This window comes from Micromonospora sp. NPDC049274, assembly GCF_040678875.1.
Taxonomy (GTDB): domain Bacteria; phylum Actinomycetota; class Actinomycetes; order Mycobacteriales; family Micromonosporaceae; genus Micromonospora.
Map to the genome: position 1 here is coordinate 412,459 of NZ_JBFAQS010000005.1, position 23,751 is coordinate 436,209.

Sequence of the window (23,751 nt, forward strand, 5' to 3'; positions counted from 1 at the left end):
ACCTGGTTGACATGACAGCGAACCCACGCCTCACCACGTTGTTCACCGCCCGCACCACCGCCGCCGAGATCCTCGACGGCGTGGACCTCGGTGGGCGCCGGATGATCGTCACCGGCGGCGCCTCCGGCCTCGGTGTCGAGACCGTTCGCGCCCTGGCCGGGGCCGGCGCCGAGGTCACCGTCGCGGTCCGTGATCCGGAGCGGGCCGCAGCGCTCGTCGAGGAGTTCGCCACTGGCGCCACCCGGGGCGCGGTCCGGTCGGCCGCGCTCGACCTCGCCGATCTGGCGTCGGTCGACGCCTTCGTTGCGGCCTGGCGGGGCCCGCTCGACGCGCTGGTCGCCAACGCCGGCATCATGGCGCTTCCCACCCGGCAGCTCTCCGCGCAGGGCTGGGAACTGCAGCTCGCGACCAACTACCTGGGTCACTTCGCGCTCGCCGTCGGTCTGCACGACAACCTGCGCGCCGCCGGGGCGGCCCGGGTCGTGGTGGTCAGCTCGGGGGCGCACCTGGGTGCTCCGTTCGACGTCGAGGACCCCCAGTTCGAACGGCGCCCGTACGACCCGTGGACGGCGTACGGGCAGTCGAAGACGGCGGACGTCCTGCTCGCGGTCGGCATCACCAGGCAGTGGGCGAAGGACGGGATCACCGCCAACGCCCTCAACCCCGGGTACATCCACACCAACCTGCAGCGTCACATCGACGACGACATGATGCGCGCGCTCGGCGCGATGGACGAGGCGGGCAACCTCGTCGTGCCGGACTACTTCAAGACGCCCGCCCAGGGCGCGGCCACCACGGTCCTGCTCGCCGCGTCACCCCTGCTCGACGGCGTCGGCGGCCGGTACTTCGTCGACAACCAGGAGGCGGAGGTGGTGCCCGAAGGCTCGGACGCGAGCGGTGGGGTGGCGGCACACGCCCTCGACCCGGCCGCCGCGGACCAGCTCTGGGCGTACGCCGAGAAGGTGCTTGCCACGCGCTGAGCGCGACCGCCGTCGGACGCCGGGCGCGGCGCGGCCCCGCGTGGCCGCGTCCGGCGGCCAGGATTGATCGGGGTACGGCCGGGTAGCCGCCGCCATGGTCGCTGCCGGTCGGTCCGGTACGGACGGGGGTGCCCCGACGCACGCCGCTCCGGCGACGACAGTCGCCCGACTCCGCGCGCGACTGTGGGGCACGCTGCGGGACCGGGGGCGGCGGGTACGGGGCATCGGCGGCCTCGCTCTGCAGGCCGGTCTGGCCGCGGCGCTGTCCTGGCTGGTGGTGCGCCAGGTGCTGCACGTCTCGCAGCCGGTGTTCGCGCCGATCTCCGCGGTCTCGACCCTCGCCGCGTCGGTCGGCCAACGGCTGCGTCGCACCGTCGAGCTGATCATCGGCGTCACGGTGGGGGTGCTGGTCGGCGACCTGCTGCTCACGGTGACCGGCACCGGGTGGTGGCAACTCGCCCTGATCGTCGTGCTGGCGATCCTCGTCGCGCTGTTCCTGGCCGGTAGCGCGGCGGTGGTGATCCAGGCCGGGGCGACGGCGGTGCTCATCGCCACGTTGAGTCCGTCCGTGCGGGACCTGGAGATTCCCCGTTTCGTGGACGCTCTCGTCGGGGGAGCGGTGGCGCTGCTGGTCACCGCCGTCCTCCTGCCGTTGAGCCCGCTGCGGGTGCTCAACCGGGCGGCGCGACCGGTGTTGGACCTGCTCAGCACCACCCTCGACGCCACCGCCGGCGCGTTGGCCGACGGCGACATCGACCGTGCGCTGGTCGCCCGTACGAAGCTGCGGGAGAACAAGGACGAGCTGCGGGCGCTCATCGAGGCGACCCAGGGTGCCCGCGAGGCCAGCACCCTCTCGCCTGTGCACTGGCACGAGCGGCACGGGCCGGTCGGCCGGTACGCGCAGGCGGCGGAGCCGATCGACCGGGCGATGCGCAACGCCGGAACGCTGATCCGCCGCGCGGTGACAGTGATCGAGGACGGCGAGCAGGTCCCGAAGGCGCTGCCGGGGGCGGTCGCCGACCTCGCCGCGGCGGTACGCCTGCTCAAGCGGCAGTTCGCCGCCGGTCACGAACCCACCGAGGCGCGGGCGCGTGCCCTGCGGGCGGTCTGCGCCGCCGGTGACGCCTATCGGGAGGGGGTCGGCTTCTCCGGAGCCGTCGTGGTGGCGCAGGTCCGGACGACGACAAGCGATCTGCTGGTGGCCACCGGGCTGGCGCAGGAGGTCGCGAACCGGCTGGTCCGCCGCGCGTTCGGGAGACCGCGGCGTCCCGCCGATGATCGCCGATGAGCGGCATGGCAGCGCTCTGAGCCATTGCTGTTGCAATCTGAGCCAAAGTGATGCCATGATGGTGCCATGGACTTGAGGCCGTACGTCGAGAACCTGCGCAACGAGTTCGCCGTGGCCGCCGAGGGCGTCGACCCCGAGGGGCGGGTGCTGGCCGAGCGACTCTTCACCCAGCTGGAAGCGGCGACCCACCTGACGCTGCTCGAGGCGCTGTCCGACGCGGCCGACGAGATCACCCGCGATCTCGCCCCCGGGTCGGTGCACGTCCGGCTGCGCGGGCGTGAGCCCAATTTCGTGGTGACGCCGGCGAACCCGCCGACGGACGGCACGGGTGCGGTAAGCGAACCGCCCCCGGCGCCGGCGCCGCTGCTCCCGCCCGAGAACGACGAGGGCGGCACGTCCCGGATCAACCTCCGCCTCCCCGACCATCTCAAGGCCAGCGTCGACGGGGCCGCCAGCCGGGCCGGGCTGTCCGTCAACGCCTGGCTGGTGCGGGCCGTCGCCGCCGCCGTCGCGGCCGGCACGGACCCCCAGCCACCGCGCCGGCCCGAGCCGCCGCGGCCGGGCCAGCACGTCACCGGCTGGGCGCGCTGACCGTCGCGCCCCTTTCCCACCTCCGCTCCGCCCTCGCTGACACCTTCCGGGAGACCACCATGCCTGTTTTCGACACACCAGAACCGATTTCCGTCCAGGTCGAGATGCCCGTCGGGGACGCCTGGATCGCCGCGACCGACCGCACCGACACGGTGGTGCAGGTGCGGCCCCGCGACCCGTCGAGCAAGGCCGACGTGAGCGCCGCGGAGCAGACCACAATCGAGTACGCCGCCGGGCTGCTGCGGATCAGGGTGCCGAAGAGCTGGCGCCGGTACGGCTTCGGCTCGGGGCCGTCGGTCGACGTCCTCATCGAGGTGCCGAGCGGGTCACGGCTGCACGCCGAGGCGGCGTGGGCGGCGTTCCGCGGCGAGGGGCGGCTCGGCGAGTGCCGCATCAAGACCGGCAGCGGGATCCGGCTCGAGGAGACCGGGCCGCTGGAGATCGACAGCAGCCACGGTGAGGTCGCAGTGGAGCGCGTCACCGGTTCCGCCCGGGTGAAGGCATCCTCCGGCAAGGTGCGCCTCGGCACCGTCGACGGCACCGTGGAGATCAAGAACTCCTCCGGTGACTGCTGGATCGGCCGCGGCGGCGGTGACGTCCGGGTCAACACCGCGTACGGCGACATCACCGTCGACGCGTCGATGGCCTCGGTGGCGGCACGCACCGCCTACGGCAACGTCCGGCTGGGCGAGGTCGTGCGCGGGTCGGTCGAGTCGCACACCTCGTACGGCGCGATCGAGGTCGGTGTCCGGCGGGGCACCGCTGCCTGGCTCGACGTCAGCTCCCGGCACGGGCGCGTGCACAACGCGCTCGAGTCGACCGACAGCCCGGCCGAGACCGACGAGACGGTCGAGATCCGCGCGAACACCTCCTTCGGCGACATCACGATCCGTCGTGCCTGACCGGCCACGACCCCCCACCACGAATGAGGAGACCATGACCAGCAGCAGGAAACCCGCGATCGTCACCACGGAGCTGCGGAAGTCCTACGGCGACAAGGTCGTGCTCGACGGCATCGACCTGATGATCACCGAGGGAACGATCTTCGCGCTGCTCGGACCCAACGGCGCCGGCAAGACCACCACCGTACAGATCCTCTCCACCCTGCTCCGGCCGGACGCCGGCCACGCCCGCGTCCTCGGCCACGACGTGACCCGCGAGCCCGACGCGGTACGCGACCTGATCGGCGTCACCGGCCAGTTCTCCGCCGTGGACAACCTGCTGACCGGTCGGGAGAACCTGAACCTGATGGCCGACCTGTGCCACCTGGACAGGGCGACGGGTCGACGACGGATCGCCGACCTGATCGAGCAGTTCGATCTCGCGGAGGCGGCGGACAAGCCGGCCGCGACGTACTCCGGCGGCATGCGCCGTCGGCTCGACCTCGCGATGACCCTGGTCGGCGACCCCCGCGTCATCTTCCTCGACGAGCCGACGACAGGCCTGGACCCGCGCAGTCGCCGCGCCATGTGGCACATCATCCGGGCTCTCGCCGCCGAGGGCGTCACCATCCTGCTGACGACGCAGTACCTGGAGGAGGCCGACCAGCTCGCGGACCGAGTCGCGTTCCTCGACCACGGCCGACTGATCGCCGAGGGCACCCCGCACGAGCTCAAGCGGCTCATCCCGGGCGGCCACGTCGTGCTGCGGTTCGCCGATCAGGAGGGTCTCGACTCGGCGGCCCGTACGTTCGCGGCGGCCACCCGGGACGACGCCGCGCTGACCCTCCAGGTGCCCAGCGACGGCGAGGTCGGTTCGTTACGGTCCGTCCTCGACCACCTCGACCGCGAAGCGATCACGGTGGCCGGCCTCGCCGTGCACACCCCCGACCTCGACGACGTCTTCCTCGCCCTCACCGGCCAACCCGACCAAGCCGACACCCGGGCCGCTCGGTCCGGTCAGGAAAGGGCTTCCGCGCGATGAGCACCCTCACCCTCGCCCTGCGCGACTCGAACACCATGCTGCGGCGCAACCTCCTGCACATGCGGCGCTATCCCTCGCTGACCCTCATGCTCATCGGCATACCGGTCATCCTTCTGCTGCTCTTCGTCTACGTCTTCGGCGGCACGCTCGGCGCCGGCCTCGGACCCTCGGGCGACCGTGCCGACTACGCCAACTACGTCACCCCCGGCATCCTGCTCATCACGGTCGCCAGCGCGGCGCAGGGCACCGCGATCTCGGTCGCCATGGACATGGCCGAGGGCATCATCGCCCGCTTCCGTACGATGGCGATCTTCCGACCGTCGGTTCTCACCGGCCATGTCATGGGCAGCGTGTTCCAGTCGATGCTCAGCCTCGCGGCCGTCACCGGCGTGGCGCTGCTCGTCGGGTTCCGTCCCACCGCCAGTGCCGTCGAGTGGCTCGCCGCGATCGGCGTCCTCACCATGATCACCTTCGCGGTCACCTGGCTGTCGGTCGCCCTCGGCCTGGTCTCGAAGAGCGTCGAGACGGCCAGCAACCTGCCGATGCCGCTGGTGCTCCTGCCGTTCCTCGGCAGCGGGTTCGTCCCCACCGACTCCATGCCGACGCCGGTGCGCCTGTTCGCCGACTACCAACCCTTCACCCCGGTCATGGAAACCCTCCGGGGCCTGCTGTTCGGCACCGGGATCGGCGTCAACGGGTTCCTCGCGGTCGGCTGGTGTGCCGTCATCACGGTGGTCTGCTTCCTCTGGGCCAAGGCGCTGTACAACCGCGGCCGCGCCGCCTGACCCGACCGGCTCCCGGCCCGGCCCGCTGAGGCCGGGCCGGGCGCGTGATCGACTCGATAACGCCGACGTGGCGGTGTCCCGACGACGGGGCACCGCCACATCGCCGACCTGGAGTCGATCACGAAACGTCGAATGTTATCGATAACACGTCGCGCGGTTCGGGCGCGTGAGGTGCCCGTCGGTGGCCGGAGCACGCGCTCACGGGCTCGGCGGCGGCCGTGGCGTACGGCATAGATCTGATCATGGGTGGGCGGCGGTCGCGGCGATGTTATCGCTGACATCGTCACCGACCGGGCGACCGTCGCCTTCGGACCGACACGCCGCAGCGAGCGGGCACGGTGCCGCCGCCCGGATGGTCGAGCAGTGCGGGGCCGACGCCGGCCGAGGAGGCGTCGGCCGTCGGTCGATCCGATGCCAGCCTCCGGCACGGCGCGACGCTGGCAGGGCGGAGTCGGAATCGCGGACTTTGCACCAGTCCGCTGCGGAAGCGCCCGACTCAACCCGCCCGCACCGGCGCGCCCCCGCGTTCCGTTACGGAGCTGTTGCAGGTAGATGTCTTGACGAGGCTGGATGTGAGCGTTAACACTATCCCCGTTAACGGTGGAGGTGAACATGGAGCGTGTGGACGGAGCTGCCGAAAGCTACGTCGTGGGTGTCGATTTCGGCACTCTCTCCGGGCGGGCCCTCGTGGTCCGGGTTTCTGACGGTGCCGAGTTGGGGACCGCGGTGCACGAGTACGGCGACGCGGTCATCAGCGCGACGCTGCCCGGAGGTCGGCCGCTGCCCCCGGACTGGGCGCTGCAAAATCCGGAGGACTACCGCGACGTGCTGCGCCACGCCGTCCCGGCGGCGGTGTCCGCCGCGGGGGTGGACCCCGCAGCGGTGGTGGGCATCGGCATCGACTTCACCGCCTGCACCGTGCTGCCGACCGACGCCAACGGCACCCCGCTGTGCGAGGATCCCGACCTGCGCGACCGGCCGCACTCCTGGGTCAAGCTGTGGAAGCACCACGCCGCGCAGCCGCACGCCGACCGGATCAACGCGCTGGCCCACGAGCGGGCCGAGCCGTGGATCGGCCGGTACGGCGGCAAGATCTCCGCCGAGTGGCAGTACGCCAAGGGTCTGCAGATGCTGGAGGAGGACCCGGAGGTCTACCACCGGGCCGAACGGTTCATCGAGGCTGCCGACTGGATCGTCTGGCAGCTCAGCGGCACCGAGACCCGTAACGTCTGCACCGCCGGCTACAAGGGCATCCTGCAGGACGGGCAGTACCCGTCCGAGAGCTTCCTGACCGCGCTCAACCCCGACTTCGGCGACTTCGTGGCCAAGCTCGACGGGCCGCTGCTGCCGCTCGGCGCCCGCGCCGGCACGCTCACCGCCCGCGCCTCGGCGTGGACGGGTCTGCCGGAAGGGATCGCGGTGGCCGTCGGCAACGTCGACGCGCACGTCACCGCGGCGTCCGCGCAGGCCGTGGAGCCCGGTCGGCTGGTCGCCATCATGGGCACCTCGACCTGCCACGTCGTCAACGGCGCGGAGGTCGCCGAGGTGGCCGGCATGTGCGGTGTCGTGGACGGCGGCATCAGCCCCGGTGCCTGGGGTTACGAGGCCGGGCAGAGCGGCGTCGGCGACATCTTCGGCTGGTTCGTCGAGCACGGCGCCCCCGCCGGGTTCGACTCGCACGAACGGCTCACCGAGCTCGCCGCCGGCCAACCGGTCGGCGCGCACGGCCTGGTCGCCTTGGACTGGTGGAACGGCAATCGGTCGCTGCTGGTCAACCACGACCTCAGCGGGATGATCGTCGGGATGACCCTGGCGACCCGCCCGCAGGACATCTACCGTGCGCTGCTGGAGTCCACCGCGTACGGCACCAGGATGATCATTGACGCGTTCGTCGAGGCCGGGGTGCCGGTGAACGACCTGGTGATCGCCGGCGGTCTCACCAACAACAAGCTGCTGATGCAGATCTACGCCGACGTGACCAAGCGACCGCTGAACATCATCGCGTCCGCGCAGGGGCCGGCGCTCGGGTCGGCGATCCACGCCGCCGTCGCCGCCGGGGCGTACCCCTCGATCCACGAGGCGTCGCAGGCGATGGGGCGTGTGCACGAGGCCGTCTACACGCCGGATCCCGACCGGGCGCGCGCCTACGACGCCCTGTACGCCGAGTACCGGGCGCTGCACGACCACTTCGGTCGGGGCGGCAACGACGTCATGCTCCGCCTGCGGGCGATTCGCAACGCGGCCGTCGAGGCCGCCACTGTCACGCACGAGGCCCCGCTGGAGGTCGTCGCATGAACGCAGAGGTGAGTCGACAGATCGCCGAGCTGCGCGAGACCGTCGCCCGACTGCACACCGAGCTGACCCGCTACAACCTGGTCGCCTGGACGTCCGGCAACGTCTCCGCGCGGGTTCCCGGCCAGGACCTCATGGTGATCAAGCCGAGCGGTGTGGGCTACGACGACCTGACTGCCGACACGATGGTGGTCTGCGACCTCGACGGTGTCCTCGTCGAGGGCGATCTCGCCCCGTCCAGTGACACGGCCGCCCATGCCTACGTCTACCGCGCCATGCCCGAGGTCGGCGGCGTCGTGCACACGCACAGCTCCTACGCCAGCGCCTGGGCCGCCTGCGCAGAGGCGATCCCGTGCCACCTCACGGCGCAGGCCGACGAGTTCGGCGGGGAGATCCCGCTGGGTCCGTTCGCGCTGATCGGCGGGGACGACATCGGCAAGGGCATCGTCGCCACGCTAGCCGGGCACCGCTCACCCGCGGTGCTGATGCGCAACCACGGCGTCTTCACCATCGGCCGGGACGCCCGGGCGGCGGTCAAGGCCGCGGTCATGTGTGAGGACGTGGCCCGCACCTCGTACCTGGCGCGGACCCTCGGGAAGCCCGTTCCGATCGCGCAGGCCGACATCGACGCTCTCTACCACCGTTACCAGAACGTCTACGGCCAACAAACAGTCGCACCGGCGGGTTCCTGACCGTCTCCAGCGGCCATCCGGGCCCGCCGGTCTGCTCCACCGACGCACCAGCACGCACCACCCGCGTACGCCACCCTTCGCACGTCGGCGGCTCGCGCGGTCATCCACCACACCCAGCCAAGGAGAACTGATGAGAAAGTTGCGAACCCAGCGCGCTATCGCGGTCCTCGCCAGCGTGCTGCTCGTCGGCGGCGTGGCGGCCTGCGGCAACAGCGACACCGGCGGCGGCGGGTCCAAGGACGACGGCAAGATCACGATGGGCTTCTCCCAGGTCGGTGCGGAGAGCGGGTGGCGTACCGCGAACACCACCTCGATCAAGGAGTCGGCCGCCGCTGCGGGCATCGAGCTGAAGTTCGACGACGCGCAGCAGAAGCAGGAAAACCAGATCAAGGCCATCCGCAACTACATCCAGCAGAAGGTCGACGTCATCGCCTTCTCGCCGGTCGTGGAGTCCGGGTGGGACACCGTGCTCAAGGAGGCCAAGGACGCCGGCATCCCGGTCATCCTGACCGACCGTTCGGTCGACTCGGCCGACAAGAGCCTGTACAAGACGTTCCTCGGCTCGGACTTCGTCAAGGAGGGCCGGCTCGCCGGTGAGTGGCTGGTCGAGCAGAAGAAGGGCGCTACCGGCCCGGTGAACATCGTCGAGCTGCAGGGCAACACCGGCGCCGCTCCGGCCAACGACCGCAAGAAGGGCTTCGGCGAGGCGATCGCCGCCAACCCGAACCTGAAGATCATCGCTTCTCAGCCGGGTGACTTCACCCGGGCGGGCGGCAAGCAGGTCATGGAGCAGTTCCTCAAGGCCAACCCGAAGATCGACGTGCTGTTCGCGCACAACGACGACATGGGTCTGGGCGCCCTCGAAGCCATCACCGCGGCCGGCAAGGTGCCCGGCAAGGACATCACCATCATCACTGTGGACGCCGTCAAGGACGGCATGCAGGCCCTCGCCGACGGGAAGTTCAACTTCATCGCGGAGTGCAGCCCGCTGCTCGGCCCACAGCTGATGGACCTGGCCAAGAAGGTCAAGGCCGGCGAGACGGTGCCGCCTCGGATCGAGACCGAGGAGACCACCTTCACGACCGAGCAGGCCAAGGAGGCTCTGCCCACCCGCAAGTACTGATCGACGCAGGGGGGTCGCCGCGCTCGCGTGGCGGCCCCGCCGCGTCGCCCCATTAACCCGAACGGACCGGGCATGACCCGCGATGTCCCGCGCCCCGCCCGCCCGAGCCTCCCGCAGGGGCGGCCGGGCGGGCGCGGTGGGAGCGCAGTGGCCCTTCCGCGTCGACAACCCACAGAAGAGGTCTGATGGGATGACGGATAGCCGTCCGGTCCTGACGATGACCGGGATCAGCAAGTCCTTTCCCGGGGTGCGCGCACTCCACGACGTCAACTTCCGGCTCTTCCCCGGCGAGGTGCACGCCCTGATGGGCGAGAACGGCGCCGGCAAGTCGACCCTCATCAAGGTGCTGACCGGCGTCTACGACACCGATGAGGGCACGATCACCCTGGACGGTGAGCAGGTCTCCTTCACCGGGCCGATGCAGGCGACGGCCGCCGGGGTGAGCACCGTCTACCAGGAGGTGAATCTCTGTACCAACCTCTCGGTGGCGGAGAACATCTTCATCGGCCGCGAGCCTCGGCTCCTCGGCGCCGTCCGCTGGGGTGAGGTCCGCCGTCGCGCCCGCGCGCTCCTGGCCCGCCTCGACCTCGACCTCGACGTCAGCGCGCCGCTGGGCTCGTACTCCCTCGCGATCCAGCAGATGGTCGCGATCGCCCGTGCGATCGACATCCAGGCCCGGGTGCTGATCCTGGACGAGCCGACGTCCAGCCTCGACGCGGGTGAGGTCGCACAACTGTTCCGCATCATGCGGCAACTGCGCGACGAAGGCATCGCGATCCTGTTCGTGACCCACTTCCTCGACCAGGTCTACGAGATCGCCGACCGCATCACGGTGCTGCGCAACGGTGGGCTCGTCGGCGAATATCTCACCTCCGAGCTGCCCCAGCTCGGCCTCGTCGAGAAGATGATCGGCAAGGAACTCGACGTCCTCGAGGGGATCGAGGAGCACTCCCGGCGCGACCTGGCCGCGCTGGAGGAGGGCACCCCCCTGGTGGCCGTGTCGAACCTCGGCCGGGCGGGCGCGGTAGCGCCGTTCAGCCTCACCATCCACTCCGGCGAGGTGGTGGGCCTGGCCGGTCTGCTGGGCTCCGGGCGTACCGAGGTGGCGCGACTCTTCTTCGGCGCCGACCGGGCCGACGGCGGGCAGGTCGCGATCGACGGCACGTCGAGCAGCCTGCGTACCCCCGCGCAGGCCATCGACCAGGGCGTCGGCTTCTGCTCGGAGAACCGCCGCGCCGAGGGCATCGTTCCCGAGCTGTCGGTCCGCGAGAACATCATCCTCGCGATGCAGGCCGCCCGCGGCTGGCTGCGGCCCATCCCGCGCCGCCGGCAGGACGAGCTGGTCGACAAGTACGTCAAGGCCCTCAACATCCGTCCGGCGGATCCGGAGGTGCCGGTCCGCAACCTCTCCGGCGGCAACCAGCAGAAGGTGCTCCTGGCGCGGTGGCTGATCACCGAGCCGCGGCTGCTGATCCTGGACGAGCCGACCCGGGGCATCGACATCGGCGCGAAGACCGAGATCCAACGGCTCGTGACGCAGTTGTCCGACGGCGGGATGGCCGTGCTGTTCATCTCCGCCGAGCTGGAGGAGGTGCTGCGCCTCAGCCACAAGGTGGCCGTCATGCGTGACCGGCAGATGGTCGCGCAGCTCGCCAACGACGAGAGCCTCGACGCCGAGCGCATCATGCAGACGATCGCGAGTGGATCTCACCGGGAGGAGGTGGACCGATGAACGACACCAAGGGCCGCTATCGGACGATGCTCGGTCACCGGCTGTTCTGGCCCGTCGCCGTGCTGGTCGTCATGCTCGCGGCCAACACGATCTACCGGCCCGGGTTCCTGTCCATCGAGCTCAAGGACGGGCACCTGTACGGCTCGCCGATCGACATCCTGCGGTTGAGCGCGCCGCTGATCCTCGTCGCGCTGGGCATGACCCTGGTCATCTCGACCGGCGGCATCGACCTGTCGGTCGGCTCGGTCTGCGCGATCAGCGGCGCGATGGCCTGCATGTACATCAGCAAGCAACCTGACCAGAACAGTCTCACAGTGGTGCTGACCGCCCTCGCGATGGCGTTGGGCGTCGCGCTCGTGCTCGGCGTCTGGAACGGGGTGCTGGTGGCCGTGATCGGGATCCAACCGATCATCGCCACCCTGATCCTGATGGTGGCCGGCCGGGGTCTCGCCCAGCTCATCACCCAGGGTCAGATCATCACCATCAACTCCGGGCCGTTCCGGTCGATCGGGTTGGGTCACCTGTTGACCCTGCCGCTGGCGATCTTCATCGCCCTCGCCGCGGCACTGCTCGTCGCCGCGTTCACCCGCCGTACCGCGCTCGGCATGATCATCGAGTCGGTGGGCGGCAACGCCGAGGCCAGCCGACTCGCCGGCATCCGCTCCGGCCGGGTCATCTTCCTCGCGTACGTCGTCAGCGCCGTCTGCGCCGCGGTCGCCGGCTTCATGATGACGGCAAACGTCTCCAGCGCCGACGGCAACGCCGTCGGCCTCTGGGTGGAGTTGGACGCCATCCTCGCGGTCGTCATCGGTGGAACGTCCCTCGCCGGCGGCCGGTTCTTCCTGAGCGGCACCATCCTCGGCGCGCTGATCATCCAGACGCTGACCACCACTGTGTACGCCATGAACATCTCGCCGCAGACCTCACTGCTGTTCAAAGCGGTGGTCGTCATCGCCGTCTGCCTCATCCAGGCGCCGGCCTTCCGCGCCAAGTTCAGCAGGCGCAGAAGAAGCGCCTCGCCGCCGCGCCCCGTCGCCGACAAGCCGAAGGAGCAGGTGCCGGCATGACCACCGGATCGCTCACCGTCCCCCGCCGCACCCGATTCCGGCTGCCCCGGCGGCAGGTGCCGGTGCTGGCCACCCTCGCCCTGCTGCTGGTGATGTACGGCATCGGCGTGTCCCAGTACACGGCGTTCTCGAACGTGCAGGTCATCTTCAACGTCTTCATCGACAACAGCTTCCTGCTCGTCGTCGCGGTGGGAATGACCTTCGTGATCCTCACCGGTGGCATCGACCTGTCGGTGGGGTCCGTCGTCGCCATGACGGCGATGATGTCGGCGGACCTGTTGCAGAGGGGCCTGCCCGCGGGGCTCGTGCTCGTCATCGCCCTGCTCATCGGCCCGACGCTCGGCCTGTTGATGGGGTGCGCCATCCACTTCTTCGACATCCAGCCGTTCATCGTCACGCTCGCCGGGATGTTCTTCGCCCGGGGCATGTGCACGTTCATCTCCGGCTCGTCCATCCCGATCACCGACGGGTTCTGGACCCGGATGTCGCAGGAGCGGATCGGGAATGCCCAGGGCAACTTCGTCTCGATCAGCGTGTTGATCGCCTTCGCCGTGGTGCTCGTCGCGGCGTACGTGCTGGCCTACACCCGGTTGGGGCGCAACGTGTACGCGGTCGGCGGCAACCCGCAGTCGGCACTGCTGATGGGCCTGCCGCTGGGGCGGACCCGGATCGCCGTCTACACGATCAGCGGCCTGTGCTCCGCGATCGGTGGCATCCTGCTGTCCTTCTACACCCTCTCGGGCGCGCCGCTGATCGCCGTCGGCATGGAGTTGGACGTCATCGCTGCCGTCGTGATCGGAGGCACCGTACTCACCGGTGGTTCGGGTTACGTCTTCGGCACGGTGCTCGGCGTGCTGGTGCTGGGTGTGATCCAGACCCTCATCACCTTCGACGGGAGTCTCAACTCCTGGTGGACCAAGATCGTGATCGGCGGCTTGCTCTTCGCGTTCATCCTCCTCCAGCGCCTCATCGGAATCCGTTACAAGTGACCGTTCCTCTCGCGGAAGGCAACCCCATGGCACCACAAACCCAACCCGAGATCTGGTTCCTCACCGGCAGCCAAGGCATGTACGGCGAGGAGACGCTCCGGCAGGTCGCCGAGCAGTCCCGCCAGATCGCGGCCGCGCTCGACGACTCGCCGCAGATTCCCGCCCGCGTGGTCTGGAAGCCCGTCCTGACCAACAGCGGTGAGATCCTGCAGGTCTGCCGGGACGCCGCCGCCCAGGGCGCCATCGGGGTCATCGCCTGGATGCACACGTTCTCGCCGGCGAAGATGTGGATCGCCGGCCTGGACGCCCTGCAGACGCCGCTGCTGCACCTGCACACCCAGGCGAACGTCCTGCTGCCGTGGGACGAGATCGACATGGACTTCATGAACCTGAACCAGGCCGCCCACGGCGACCGGGAGTTCGGGTACATCCAGACCCGCCTCGGGGTGGCCCGCAAGACCGTCGCCGGGCACGTGAGTGACCCGCGGGTGACCGGCCGGGTCGGAGCCTGGGCACGCGCGGCGCTCGGTTGGTCGGCGATGCGGTCGCTGCGGCTGGCCCGCTTCGGCGACAACATGCGCGACGTCGCGGTGACCGAGGGTGACAAGGTCGAGGCGGAGCTGCGCTTCGGGGTGTCGGTCAACACCTACGGCGTCAACGACCTGGTCCAGGTGGTCGGCGAGGTCGCCGACGCCGACGTGGACGAGCTGGTCAAGGAGTACGGCGACACCTACCGTGTCGGCGGTGACCTGCTTCCCGGGGGTGAACGGCACGACTCGCTGCGCTACGCGGCCCGCCTCGAGCTCGGCATGCGTTCCTTCCTGGAGGCCGGCGGCTTCCGGGCGTTCACCACGAACTTCGAGGACCTCGGTGGCCTGCGTCAGCTGCCCGGCATCGCCGTGCAGCGGCTGATGGCCGACGGCTACGGCTTCGGTGGCGAGGGCGACTGGAAGACGTCGGTCCTGGTCCACACCCTCAAGGCGATGTCGGTGGGGGTCGAGGGCGGCACGTCGTTCATGGAGGACTACACCTACGACCTCACTCCGGGTCAGGAGCTGGTCCTTGGCGCTCACATGCTCGAGGTCTGCCCGACCATCGCGTCCGACGTGCCCAACGTGGAGATCCACCCGCTGAGCATCGGCGGCCGGGAGGACCCGGTGCGGCTCGTGTTCGACGCCGCCCCCGGCCCGGCGGTGGTGCTGGGACTGGCCGACATGGGGGAGCGGTTCCGGCTCGTGGCCAACGAGATCGACGTGGTGACGCCGCCGCAGCCGCTGCGCCGTCTGCCGGTGGCCCGCGCCGTCTGGCGGCCGCGACCGGACCTGCCGGGCTCGGCCGAGGCGTGGATCACCGCCGGCGCCCCGCACCACACCGTGCTGTCGCAGGCGGTGGGCACCGAGGAGCTGCACGACCTGGCCGAGATGAGCCGGACCGAACTCGTCGTCATCGACGCCGACACCGAGCCGCGCCGCTTCGCCGACGAGATCCGCTGGAACCAGGCGTACTACCGGCTGGCCCGCGGTTTCTGACCCGCCCGGTCGGATCGTACGAGTAACGGGTGGTCCATCCCTGCCTGCGGGCGGGGGTGGGCCACCCGTTCGCGTGTGCGCCAGCGGGGCCACGAGGCGGTTGTGTTACGACTTGACGAACAGCATGTTATCGCTCACAGTCTATAGCCAAGATGGTCGATGTCGTTGGCTGGTCCGGCCGCGCGCGCGTCCTACCCCGTGGTTTCGGCACCTCGTCACCGCGAGGGTCGGGCCGCTGGTGTTAGCGATCACATGGCCGGGCATGGTCAGCTCGGTGCCCCGCCCGGTGCCGCGGACGCCGACCCAGACCGCACGGTTCGCGTCAGCAGAGGAGAATCATGCTTTCCATCGGTCGGGTTCCCCGGGGTGCGCCACGACGGCGCGGGTGGGTGTCGAGACTCGCCGTCGCCGCGATGGCGCTGGTGGTCGGTGGCGCGGCCGCAGCGGTGGCCTCGTCACCCGCGTCGGCGGCGACCGTCGACACGAGCGCCTGGTACGTGCTGGTGAACCGCAACAGTGGCAAGGCCGTGGACGTGTACAACTCGGCCACGAACGACGGTGCGCGGATCACGCAGTGGACGCGTAACAACGGCAACCAGCAGCAGTGGCAGTTCGTGGACTCCGGGAGCGGTTACTACCGGATCAAGTCGAGGTTGTCGGGCAAGGTGCTGGACGTGTCCGGCCGTTCGACCGCCAATGGCGGGGCGATCGTGCAGTGGTCCGACAACAACGGCACCAACCAGCAGTTCCGGTTGACCGATTCGGACAGCGGGTACGTGCGGTTGATCAACCGCAACAGCAACAAGGCGATGGAGGTGCAGGGCGCCTCGACCGCTGATGGTGGCAACATCGTGCAGTACGACGACTGGAACGGCACCAACCAGCAGTGGCAGCTCGTCCGCGTCGACGGCGGGGGCAACCCCACGACGCCGCCGCCCACCACGCCACCCCCGTCCAACGGCACGTACACGAACCCGGTGGTCTGGCAGGACTTCGCCGACGTCGACATCATCCGGGTGGACAACGTCTACTACATGTCGGCGTCCACCATGCACTACTCGCCGGGCGCCCCCGTGCTGCGCTCGTACGACCTGGTGAACTGGGAGTACGCCGGGCACTCCGTACCGCGGTTGGACTTCGGCTCGAAGTACGACATGAGCGGCGGTAACGCGTACGTCGACGGGATCTGGGCCTCGACCCTGAACTACCGGCCGAGCAACAAGACGTTCTACTGGGCCGGGTGCATCGACTTCGCGCAGACCCACATCTACACCGCGTCGGCGGTCGACGGAACGTGGAGCAAGCACACCACGATCCCCAACTGCTACTACGACGCCGGCATGCTGATCGACGACAACGACACCATGTACGTCGCGTACGGCAACACCAACATCAGCGTCGCGCAGCTGTCCGCCGACGGGAAGACCCAGGTCCGCAACCAGCAGGTCTACTCGACGCCGTCGAGCATCGGAACGCTGGAGGGCGCACGCTTCTACAAGCGCAACGGCGCCTACTACATCTGGCTCACCCGGCCGGCCAACGGTCAGTACGTGCTCAAGTCCACAAACGGCCCGTTCGGGCCGTACGAGCAGCGTCAGGTGCTGCTCAACCTGCCCGGCCCGATCTCCGGTGGCGGCGTGCCGCACCAGGGCGGACTGGTGCAGACCCAGAACGGCGACTGGTACTACATGTCCTTCGTCGACGCGTACCCCGGTGGTCGGATGCCCGCCATGGCCCCGATCACCTGGACCGGCGACGGCTGGCCCGTGCTGCAGACGGTCAACGGCACGTGGGGCACCTCGTACCCGAAGCCGAACCTGCCCACGCCGCCGCGCGCGGTCAAGCCGCTCACCGGCACCGACACGTTCGCCGGCACCACCCTCGGCCCGCAGTGGGAGTGGAACCACAACCCGGACAACAGCAAATGGTCGGTCAACAACGGGCTGAACCTGCAGACCGCCACCGTCACCGGCGACCTGTACAAGGCGCGCAACACGCTCACCCACCGGATCCAGGGCCCCACCTCGACCGCCACCATCGAGTTGGACTACTCCACGATGCGCGATGGTGATCGCACCGGCCTGGCGGTGCTGCGCAACTCGTCCGCCTGGATCGGGATCCGACGCGACAACGGATCCACCCGCCTGGTCATGCAGAACGGGCTCACGATGGACGGCAGCTGGAACACCACAAGCACCGGCAGCGAGGTGGCGAGCACCGCCGTCTCCGGTGGCCGGATCTGGTTGCGGGCCAACGCCGACATCAGACCGGGGTCCGGCCGGCAGGCCCGCTTCTCGTACAGCACCGACGGGGTCAACTTCACCTCGTTCGGCAACGCCCTGACCCTGGCGAACAACTGGCAGTTCTTCATGGGCTACCGGTTCGCCATCTTCAACCACGCCACTCAGGCACTCGGTGGCGCGGTCACCGTGCGCCAATTCGACCTGACGACACCGTGACCCCGGTCACACGACGGTAATCTGCCGGTGACGCGAACGGACCACCCCGCGCCCCACGGAAGGTGTCCGCGTCGCCACCTCCGGCCCGCCGCCGCCCTGTTCCACGCTCTGTCCAGGAGTGCGGAGCGGGGCGGCGGCCCGTTGTGGCAGGCTCCGGTCGAGGGCGGCGGTACGCGCCATGCGGGATGCCGGCCAACCGACCTGGCACATGCCGTGTCGTTCGCGCTCAGCCGTGCCGTGTTCCAGGCGGTGCCTGGCGTAGACTGTCGGCGATCCAGCGCTGGTCACCTGCGATTCAGCACCGGCGTGGTGGCTGAGCGAGGGGGATCGGGCCGGGCCGCTCCAGTCAACGTCGACGGGCCGCGGGTCGGGTTGCAGGCGGGGGGAGTGAAATGGCCGTGCACGGTCCCGCGATGACAGATGTCGCTCGTCTGGCCGGTGTCTCCCACCAGACGGTGTCGCGGGTGCTCAACGGGCACCCCAACGTGCGTGAGCAGACCCGATTGCGGGTGCGGGCGGCGATCGCCGAACTCGGCTACCGTCCGAACGGCGCCGCGCGCGCACTGGTGACCGGCCGGTCCCAGGTCATCGGCGTGGTGGCACAGAACACGACCCTCTACGGCCCGGCGTCGCTGCTGGCCGCCCTGGAGCAGACGGCCGCGGAGGAGGGCTTCGCGGTAAGCGTGGGCAGCGTCCGCAACCTCGACCACCGGTCCATCTCGGCCGCGGTCGAGCGCCACCTGGCCCACCGGGTGGCCGGCATCGTCGTCATCGCGCCTGTCGAGTCGGCAGGCGAGGCCCTGGAACTGCTCCCCAAGGACGTCCCACTGGTTACTGTCGACGGCGATCCGCAGCGCCCGGTGCCGTTGGTGACTGTCGACCAGGTGGCCGGCGCGCGGGCGGCGACCCAGCATCTCCTCGACGCGGGGCACCGCACCGTGTGGCACGTGTCGGGGCCGTCCGACTGGTTCGACAGCGCCGGTCGGATCGAGGGCTGGCGGGCGGCGCTGCTGGCCTCGGGGATCGACCCGCCACCGTTGATGCACGGGGACTGGTCGGCGGCGTCGGGCTATCGGTGCGGGCAGATGCTCGCCCGGATGCCGGAGGTGACCGCGATCTTCACGGCCAACGACCACCTCGCTCTGGGTGTGCTGCGGGCGTTGCACGAGTTCGGGCGGCGGGTGCCGGCCGACATCAGCGTCGTGGGTTTCGACGACGTGCCGGAGGCGGCGTACTTCATTCCGCCGCTCACCACCGTCCGACCCGACTTCGACGCGGTGGCGCGGGCGAGCCTGCAGATGCTGCTGACCCAGATCGAGTCGGGCATCGGTGGGGGTGCCCTGCGGCAGACCATCGCCCCGAGCCTCGTCGCCCGCGACAGCGTCGCCCCGCCGCGCCACTGACCGCTGGCCCGTCGCCGTGCCGTTGACCCTCCGCTGGCCGCTGGCCGCTGGCCGCTGGCCGCTGGCCGCTGCCGTGCCGCTGGCCGCTCGCCGTTGCCGCCCGCCGCTGCCGTGCCGCTCGCCGTTGCCGTGCCGCTGACCGCTCGCCGTCGGTGTGCGTCGGTCGTTGTCCCGCCGGACCTCGCCGTGCAGGCGTGCCGTTGCGAGCACGGAGCGGCGACCATCGATCGATCACCGAGCGGGTTGTGCGAGGTCGCGTCGGTGGCGAAGCCTCCGTTACGAGACCGTGACACCGGTATTTCGGATCAAGTGTTGACGTGCACTATGTGAGCGCTAACACTACCCGAAAGATGACAGGTGGCCCCGGCGGTCAGCGGGGGGAATCGGGAGAGGAGAAGCCCGTGAGCAGGAAATTCCTGGTTGCTCTCGGTAGTGCGGCGCTGGCGCTGAGCCTGGCGGCGTGCAGTGGTGGAGGTGCCGGCAGCGGCGACGACACCAGCGACAAGAAGCCGGGAGACCTGACGATCGGTGTTTCGATGCCGACGCAGACCTCGGAGCGGTGGATCGCCGACGGCAACGCGGTGAAGTCCAAGCTCGAGGCGAAGGGTTACAAGGTCGACCTGCAGTACGCGGGCGACGACATCCCCACGCAGTCGCAGCAGGTCGACCAGATGATCACCCAGGGCGCCGACGTCCTGGTCATCGCGGCGATCGACGGCACCGCGCTCAGCAGCCAGTTGCAGGCCGCCGCGTCCGCGAAGATCCCGGTCATCTCGTATGACCGGCTGATCCGCGGCAGCAAGGACGTGGACTTCTACGTCAGCTTCGACAACTACAAGGTCGGCGTCGCCCAGGGCACCGCGCTGCTCGTCGGTCTCGGTCTGCTCAACAAGGACGGCTCGAAGGGCACCGCCAAGGGGCCGTTCAACATCGAGCTCTTCGCCGGCTCGCTCGACGACAACAACACGCAGTACTTCTTCGGCGGCGCGATGGACACGCTGAAGCCGTTCGTCGACGCCGGCACGCTGAAGGTGAAGTCCAAGCAGACCACCCCCGAGCAGGTGGCCACCCTGCGGTGGCAGCAGGAGACCGCGCAGAAGCGGATGGAGAACCTGCTGACCTCCAGCTACAACGACGGCTCGAAGGTCGACGGCGTGCTGTCGCCGTACGACGGCATCTCCCGGGGCATCATCACCGCCCTGCAGAACGCCGGCTACGGTAGCGGCGCCAAGAAGCTGCCCGTCGTGACCGGTCAGGACGCGGAGATCGCCTCGATCAAGCTGATCAACGACGGCGTGCAGAACTCGACAGTCTTCAAGGACACCCGCCTGCTGGCCGACCAGGCCGTGAACGCCGCCGAGGCGTTCCTGCAGAAGAAGCAGCCGCAGGCGAACGACACGGAGACGTACAACAACGGCGTGAAGGTCGTTCCGGCGTACCTGCTGCCGATCGCGACCGTCTACAAGGACGACATCAAGGCTACGCTGATCGACTCCGGCTACTGGACGGCGGAAGAGGTCGCCGCCGGTCAGGCCAAGAAGTAGGTCACTCCGTCGGGCTCGGCGGATCTCCGCCGAGCCCGACGTCGTGATCGGACCGCGTCCAGACCCGACAGAGGACAGTGACAATGGACGACACCATCCTCGAGATGCGTGGCATCACGAAGACCTTCCCCGGGGTGACTGCGCTGGAGGACGTCAGCCTCGCGGTGCGCCGGGGGGAGATCCACGCCATCTGCGGTGAGAACGGCGCCGGCAAGTCCACCCTGATGAAGGTGCTGTCCGGCGTCCACCCCTCCGGCTCGTACGACGGGGAGATCCTCTTCGACGGCAAGCCGATGCAGTTCCGGGGCATCCGGGACAGCGAGGCCAACGGCATCGTCATCATTCACCAGGAACTCGCCCTGGTGCCCTACCTGTCGATCGCCGAGAATCTGTTCCTCGGCAACGAGCGGCGTGGCCGTGGCGGGCTCATCGACTGGAACAAGGCCAACGCCGAGGCCGCCGAGCTGCTGGCGTCGGTCGGGCTGCACGAGAACCCGGTCACCCCGGTCATCCAGCTCGGCGTCGGCAAGCAACAGCTGGTGGAGATCGCCAAGGCGCTCTCGAAGAAGGTGCGCCTGCTCATCCTGGACGAGCCGACGGCCGCTCTCAACGACGTCGACTCGGCGCACCTGCTCGGCCTGCTGCGACAGCTCAAGGAGCAGGGCATCACCTGCATCATGATCTCGCACAAGCTCAACGAGATCACCGCGATCGCCGACTCGACCACAGTGATCCGCGACGGCCGCACGGTCGAGACCCTGGACATGCGCGCCGACGACGTGAATCAGCAGCGCATCATCCGGGGCATGGTCGGGCGCGACATCGAGAGCTTCTACCCCGATCGCGTCTCGTCGCCGGGGGAGGAGGTGCTGCGGATCGAGGACTGGTCGGTGCGGCACCCGACCCAGGAGCGGATGGTCGTCGAGGGCGTCAGCGTGTCGGTGCGCGCCGGTGAGGTCGTCGGCATCGCGGGGCTGATGGGCGCCGGCCGGACGGAGCTGGCGATGAGCGTGTTCGGCCGCTCGTACGGCCGCGACATCAGCGGCAAGCTCTTCGTGCACGGGCGGGAGGTCAGCGCCCGTACCGTCGCGGAGGCCATCGACAACGGCATCGCGTACGTCACCGAGGACCGCAAGCGGTACGGCCTCAACCTTATCGACGACGTCCGGCGCAACGTCTCGGCCGCGGCCCTGGACCGTCTGGCCCGCCTGGGCTGGGTGAACGGCAACGAGGAGATCAAGGTTGCCGAGGCGAGCCGCAAGGAGATGAACATTCGGACCCCCAGCGTCATGGCGGTGGTCGGCAAGCTCTCCGGGGGCAACCAGCAGAAGGTCGTGCTGTCGAAGTGGCTGTTCACCGACCCGGATGTGCTGATCCTGGACGAGCCCACCCGGGGGATCGACGTCGGCGCCAAGTACGAGATCTACACGATCATCAACCGACTGGTGGCCGCCGGTAAGGCGGTGATCGTGATCTCGTCCGAGCTGCCGGAGCTGCTCGGCATGTGCGACCGCATCTACACCCTCGCCGCGGGCCGGATCACCGGCGAGAAGCCGGTGGGCGAGGCGACCCAGGAAAGCCTCATGGAGCTGATGACCAAGGACAAGGAGCTCGTCGGATGACCAGCATCAAAACCCCTTCGACGGAGCGCCCGACGCCCCCGGACAGCACACCCGCCGTCGCCCTGCACAGTGGGACGAGCGACCTGCGGGCGCTGGTGTTGAACAACCTTCGGCAGAGCGGGATCTACGTCGCCCTGGTCGTCATCGTCGCGCTCTTCGCGGTCCTGACCGACGGGGTGCTGCTGAGTCCCGGCAACATCACCAACATCGTCCTGCAGTACTCGTACATCCTGGTGCTCGCGATCGGGATGGTCATCCTCATCATCGGCGGGCACATCGACCTGTCGGTGGGGTCGGTGGTCGCGCTGACCGGCGCGGTCTCCGCCGTCCTGGTGATCCAGCAGGGTCACCCCTGGTGGATCGGCATCGTGGCGGCACTGGCCGTGGGTATCGCGGTGGGCGCCTGGCACGGCTTCTGGGTGGCGTACGCCGGCATCCCGGCCTTCATCGTGACCCTGGCCGGCATGCTGCTCTTCCGGGGCCTCACCCTGCAGGTGCTCGACAACATCTCCCTGTCGCCCTTCCCGGCCGAATACCAGAAGGTCGCGGCGGGCTTCCTCAACGGGCTGCTCGGCGGCCAGGGCTTCGACGCGTTCACGCTGCTCATCGGTGCCCTCGCCGTGGCCGGGTACGCGGTGAGCGGCTTCCGCACCCGCCTGGCGCGCATCCGCTACCAGCAGCCGGTCGAGTCGTTCCCGCTGTTCGTCGCCCGGGTCGTCCTGGTGGGCGCGGTCCTGATGTACTTCGCCTGGCAGTTGGCGCACGCCCGCGGGCTGCCGATCGTGCTGATCATCCTGGCCGTCCTGGTGCTGGTCTACGGCCTGCTCACCCGGCGTACGGTCTTCGGTCGCCAGGTCTACGCGATCGGCGGCAACCTCTCGGCGGCGGCGCTGTCGGGTGTGAAGGTCCGCACGGTCAACTTCTGGATGTTCGTCAACATGGGCTTCCTCGCGGCGGTGGCGGGCGTCATCTACTCGTCGCGGTCCAACGGAGCGCAGCCCGCGGCCGGCAACATGTTCGAGCTGGACGCGATCGCCGCGGCGTTCATCGGTGGAGCGGCGGTCACCGGTGGCGTGGGCACCGTGGTCGGCGCGATGGTCGGCGGTCTGATCATGGCGGTGATGAGCAACGGCATGCAGCTGATGGGGATCGACCAGTCCACGCAGTCGGTGGTCAAGGGCCTCGTCCTGCTCGTCGCCGTCGCGTTCGACGTCTACAACAAGCGCCGCGCTGGCACGGCCCGCTGATTCGACAACAACGCGAACGTGTGCCCCTTCCCGTCTCGGGCAGGGGCACACGTCGTTCGGTGGTGCGGGGCGTTCGGTGGTGCGGGGCGTCAGGCCACCCGGCTGCCGGAACCGCCTTGCCGGAGTCGGCCCCACCTACCTCGAACGCTGTAGAGCTGCCCCAAGTACGGGGCGGCATCCTGCACGGCACGTAACAGGCTCGCGGCTGCGGCGCTCGTGCTGATGGTGGTCCTGCCGGGTGACGACGGTCGCGCGGGTCACGCCGCCCTTCCGCATGGACGTAGCTCGCCGACCGCGCGGAGCCATGCGGTCCGTGGCCGGCCCGCCGCCCCAGAGAGAGACGGCGTCGCCGGGCTGTCGATGCCGCAGATCTTGGACAGTTTCCGTTAGGAGGGCGGGCTCAACCGGTGGTTGCAACACCCTTCCGTTTTCTTCGTTGGGGTGGTTATGGCGTCGAGGTTGAGCCCGCTGGAGCGGGAACAGAT

The 23,751-nt window shown here is 69.5% G+C and carries 18 protein-coding genes; all 18 read left to right on the forward strand.

Annotation, left to right across the window (positions count from 1 at the left end; translation table 11 throughout):
• Positions 1 to 11: 11 nt before the first annotated feature.
• The 18 genes from AB0K10_RS12970 (at position 12) to mmsB (ending at position 23,266) form a co-directional block, all read left to right on the forward strand.
• On the forward strand, positions 12 to 980 hold the full coding sequence (locus AB0K10_RS12970; RefSeq protein ID WP_363682861.1) for an SDR family NAD(P)-dependent oxidoreductase: 969 nt from the start codon (positions 12 to 14) through the stop codon (positions 978 to 980).
• Positions 981 to 1,074: 94 nt separating this feature from the next.
• Complete coding sequence (locus AB0K10_RS12975) at positions 1,075 to 2,268, forward strand: FUSC family protein (RefSeq protein WP_363682863.1); 1,194 nt, start codon at positions 1,075 to 1,077, stop codon at positions 2,266 to 2,268.
• Positions 2,269 to 2,334: 66 nt separating this feature from the next.
• Positions 2,335 to 2,859 (forward strand): hypothetical protein, encoded by a 525-nt coding sequence (locus tag AB0K10_RS12980; protein WP_363682865.1) that lies wholly within the window; start codon positions 2,335 to 2,337, stop codon positions 2,857 to 2,859.
• Between the two features lie 59 nt (positions 2,860 to 2,918).
• Positions 2,919 to 3,761, forward strand: coding sequence for a DUF4097 family beta strand repeat-containing protein (locus AB0K10_RS12985; RefSeq protein WP_363682867.1), 843 nt, complete (start codon positions 2,919 to 2,921; stop codon positions 3,759 to 3,761).
• A gap of 34 nt (positions 3,762 to 3,795) precedes the next feature.
• Positions 3,796 to 4,782, forward strand: a complete 987-nt coding sequence (locus AB0K10_RS12990; protein ID WP_363682869.1) for an ATP-binding cassette domain-containing protein — start codon at positions 3,796 to 3,798, stop codon at positions 4,780 to 4,782.
• Positions 4,779 to 5,567 carry an ABC transporter permease gene (locus AB0K10_RS12995; protein ID WP_363682871.1) on the forward strand — a complete coding sequence of 263 codons (789 nt, stop codon included), beginning with the start codon at positions 4,779 to 4,781 and terminating at the stop codon, positions 5,565 to 5,567. The genes AB0K10_RS12990 and AB0K10_RS12995 overlap by 4 nt, the downstream gene beginning before the upstream one ends.
• Before the next feature lie 612 nt (positions 5,568 to 6,179).
• Positions 6,180 to 7,862, forward strand: a complete 1,683-nt coding sequence (gene araB / locus AB0K10_RS13000; protein WP_363682873.1) for a ribulokinase — start codon at positions 6,180 to 6,182, stop codon at positions 7,860 to 7,862.
• Positions 7,859 to 8,551 (forward strand): L-ribulose-5-phosphate 4-epimerase, encoded by a 693-nt coding sequence (locus tag AB0K10_RS13005; RefSeq protein WP_363682875.1) that lies wholly within the window; start codon positions 7,859 to 7,861, stop codon positions 8,549 to 8,551. The genes araB and AB0K10_RS13005 overlap by 4 nt, the downstream gene beginning before the upstream one ends.
• Before the next feature lie 130 nt (positions 8,552 to 8,681).
• Positions 8,682 to 9,674: an ABC transporter substrate-binding protein gene (locus AB0K10_RS13010; protein ID WP_363682877.1), complete on the forward strand. Its 993-nt coding sequence runs from the start codon at positions 8,682 to 8,684 to the stop codon at positions 9,672 to 9,674.
• Between the two features lie 190 nt (positions 9,675 to 9,864).
• On the forward strand, positions 9,865 to 11,406 hold the full coding sequence (locus tag AB0K10_RS13015) for a sugar ABC transporter ATP-binding protein (protein WP_363682879.1): 1,542 nt from the start codon (positions 9,865 to 9,867) through the stop codon (positions 11,404 to 11,406).
• Positions 11,403 to 12,473, forward strand: a complete 1,071-nt coding sequence (locus tag AB0K10_RS13020) for an ABC transporter permease (protein ID WP_363682881.1) — start codon at positions 11,403 to 11,405, stop codon at positions 12,471 to 12,473. The genes AB0K10_RS13015 and AB0K10_RS13020 overlap by 4 nt, the downstream gene beginning before the upstream one ends.
• Positions 12,470 to 13,462, forward strand: coding sequence for a galactofuranose ABC transporter, permease protein YjfF (gene yjfF / locus AB0K10_RS13025; protein ID WP_363682883.1), 993 nt, complete (start codon positions 12,470 to 12,472; stop codon positions 13,460 to 13,462). Before AB0K10_RS13020 ends, yjfF begins: the two co-directional genes overlap by 4 nt.
• A gap of 26 nt (positions 13,463 to 13,488) precedes the next feature.
• A complete protein-coding gene (gene araA, locus AB0K10_RS13030; RefSeq protein ID WP_363682885.1) occupies positions 13,489 to 14,991 on the forward strand; it encodes an L-arabinose isomerase in 1,503 nt (500 codons plus the stop codon).
• 338 nt (positions 14,992 to 15,329) lie between these two features.
• Positions 15,330 to 17,450 carry a family 43 glycosylhydrolase gene (locus AB0K10_RS13035; protein ID WP_363682887.1) on the forward strand — a complete coding sequence of 707 codons (2,121 nt, stop codon included), beginning with the start codon at positions 15,330 to 15,332 and terminating at the stop codon, positions 17,448 to 17,450.
• Positions 17,451 to 17,863: 413 nt separating this feature from the next.
• Positions 17,864 to 18,853 carry a LacI family DNA-binding transcriptional regulator gene (locus tag AB0K10_RS13040; RefSeq protein ID WP_363682889.1) on the forward strand — a complete coding sequence of 330 codons (990 nt, stop codon included), beginning with the start codon at positions 17,864 to 17,866 and terminating at the stop codon, positions 18,851 to 18,853.
• A 401-nt stretch (positions 18,854 to 19,254) separates the two neighbouring features.
• Positions 19,255 to 20,397, forward strand: coding sequence for a multiple monosaccharide ABC transporter substrate-binding protein (chvE, locus tag AB0K10_RS13045; RefSeq protein WP_363682891.1), 1,143 nt, complete (start codon positions 19,255 to 19,257; stop codon positions 20,395 to 20,397).
• Between the two features lie 83 nt (positions 20,398 to 20,480).
• Complete coding sequence (mmsA, locus tag AB0K10_RS13050; protein ID WP_363682893.1) at positions 20,481 to 22,019, forward strand: multiple monosaccharide ABC transporter ATP-binding protein; 1,539 nt, start codon at positions 20,481 to 20,483, stop codon at positions 22,017 to 22,019.
• Positions 22,016 to 23,266: a multiple monosaccharide ABC transporter permease gene (gene mmsB / locus AB0K10_RS13055; protein ID WP_363682895.1), complete on the forward strand. Its 1,251-nt coding sequence runs from the start codon at positions 22,016 to 22,018 to the stop codon at positions 23,264 to 23,266. The genes mmsA and mmsB overlap by 4 nt, the downstream gene beginning before the upstream one ends.
• Positions 23,267 to 23,751: the final 485 nt, after the last annotated feature.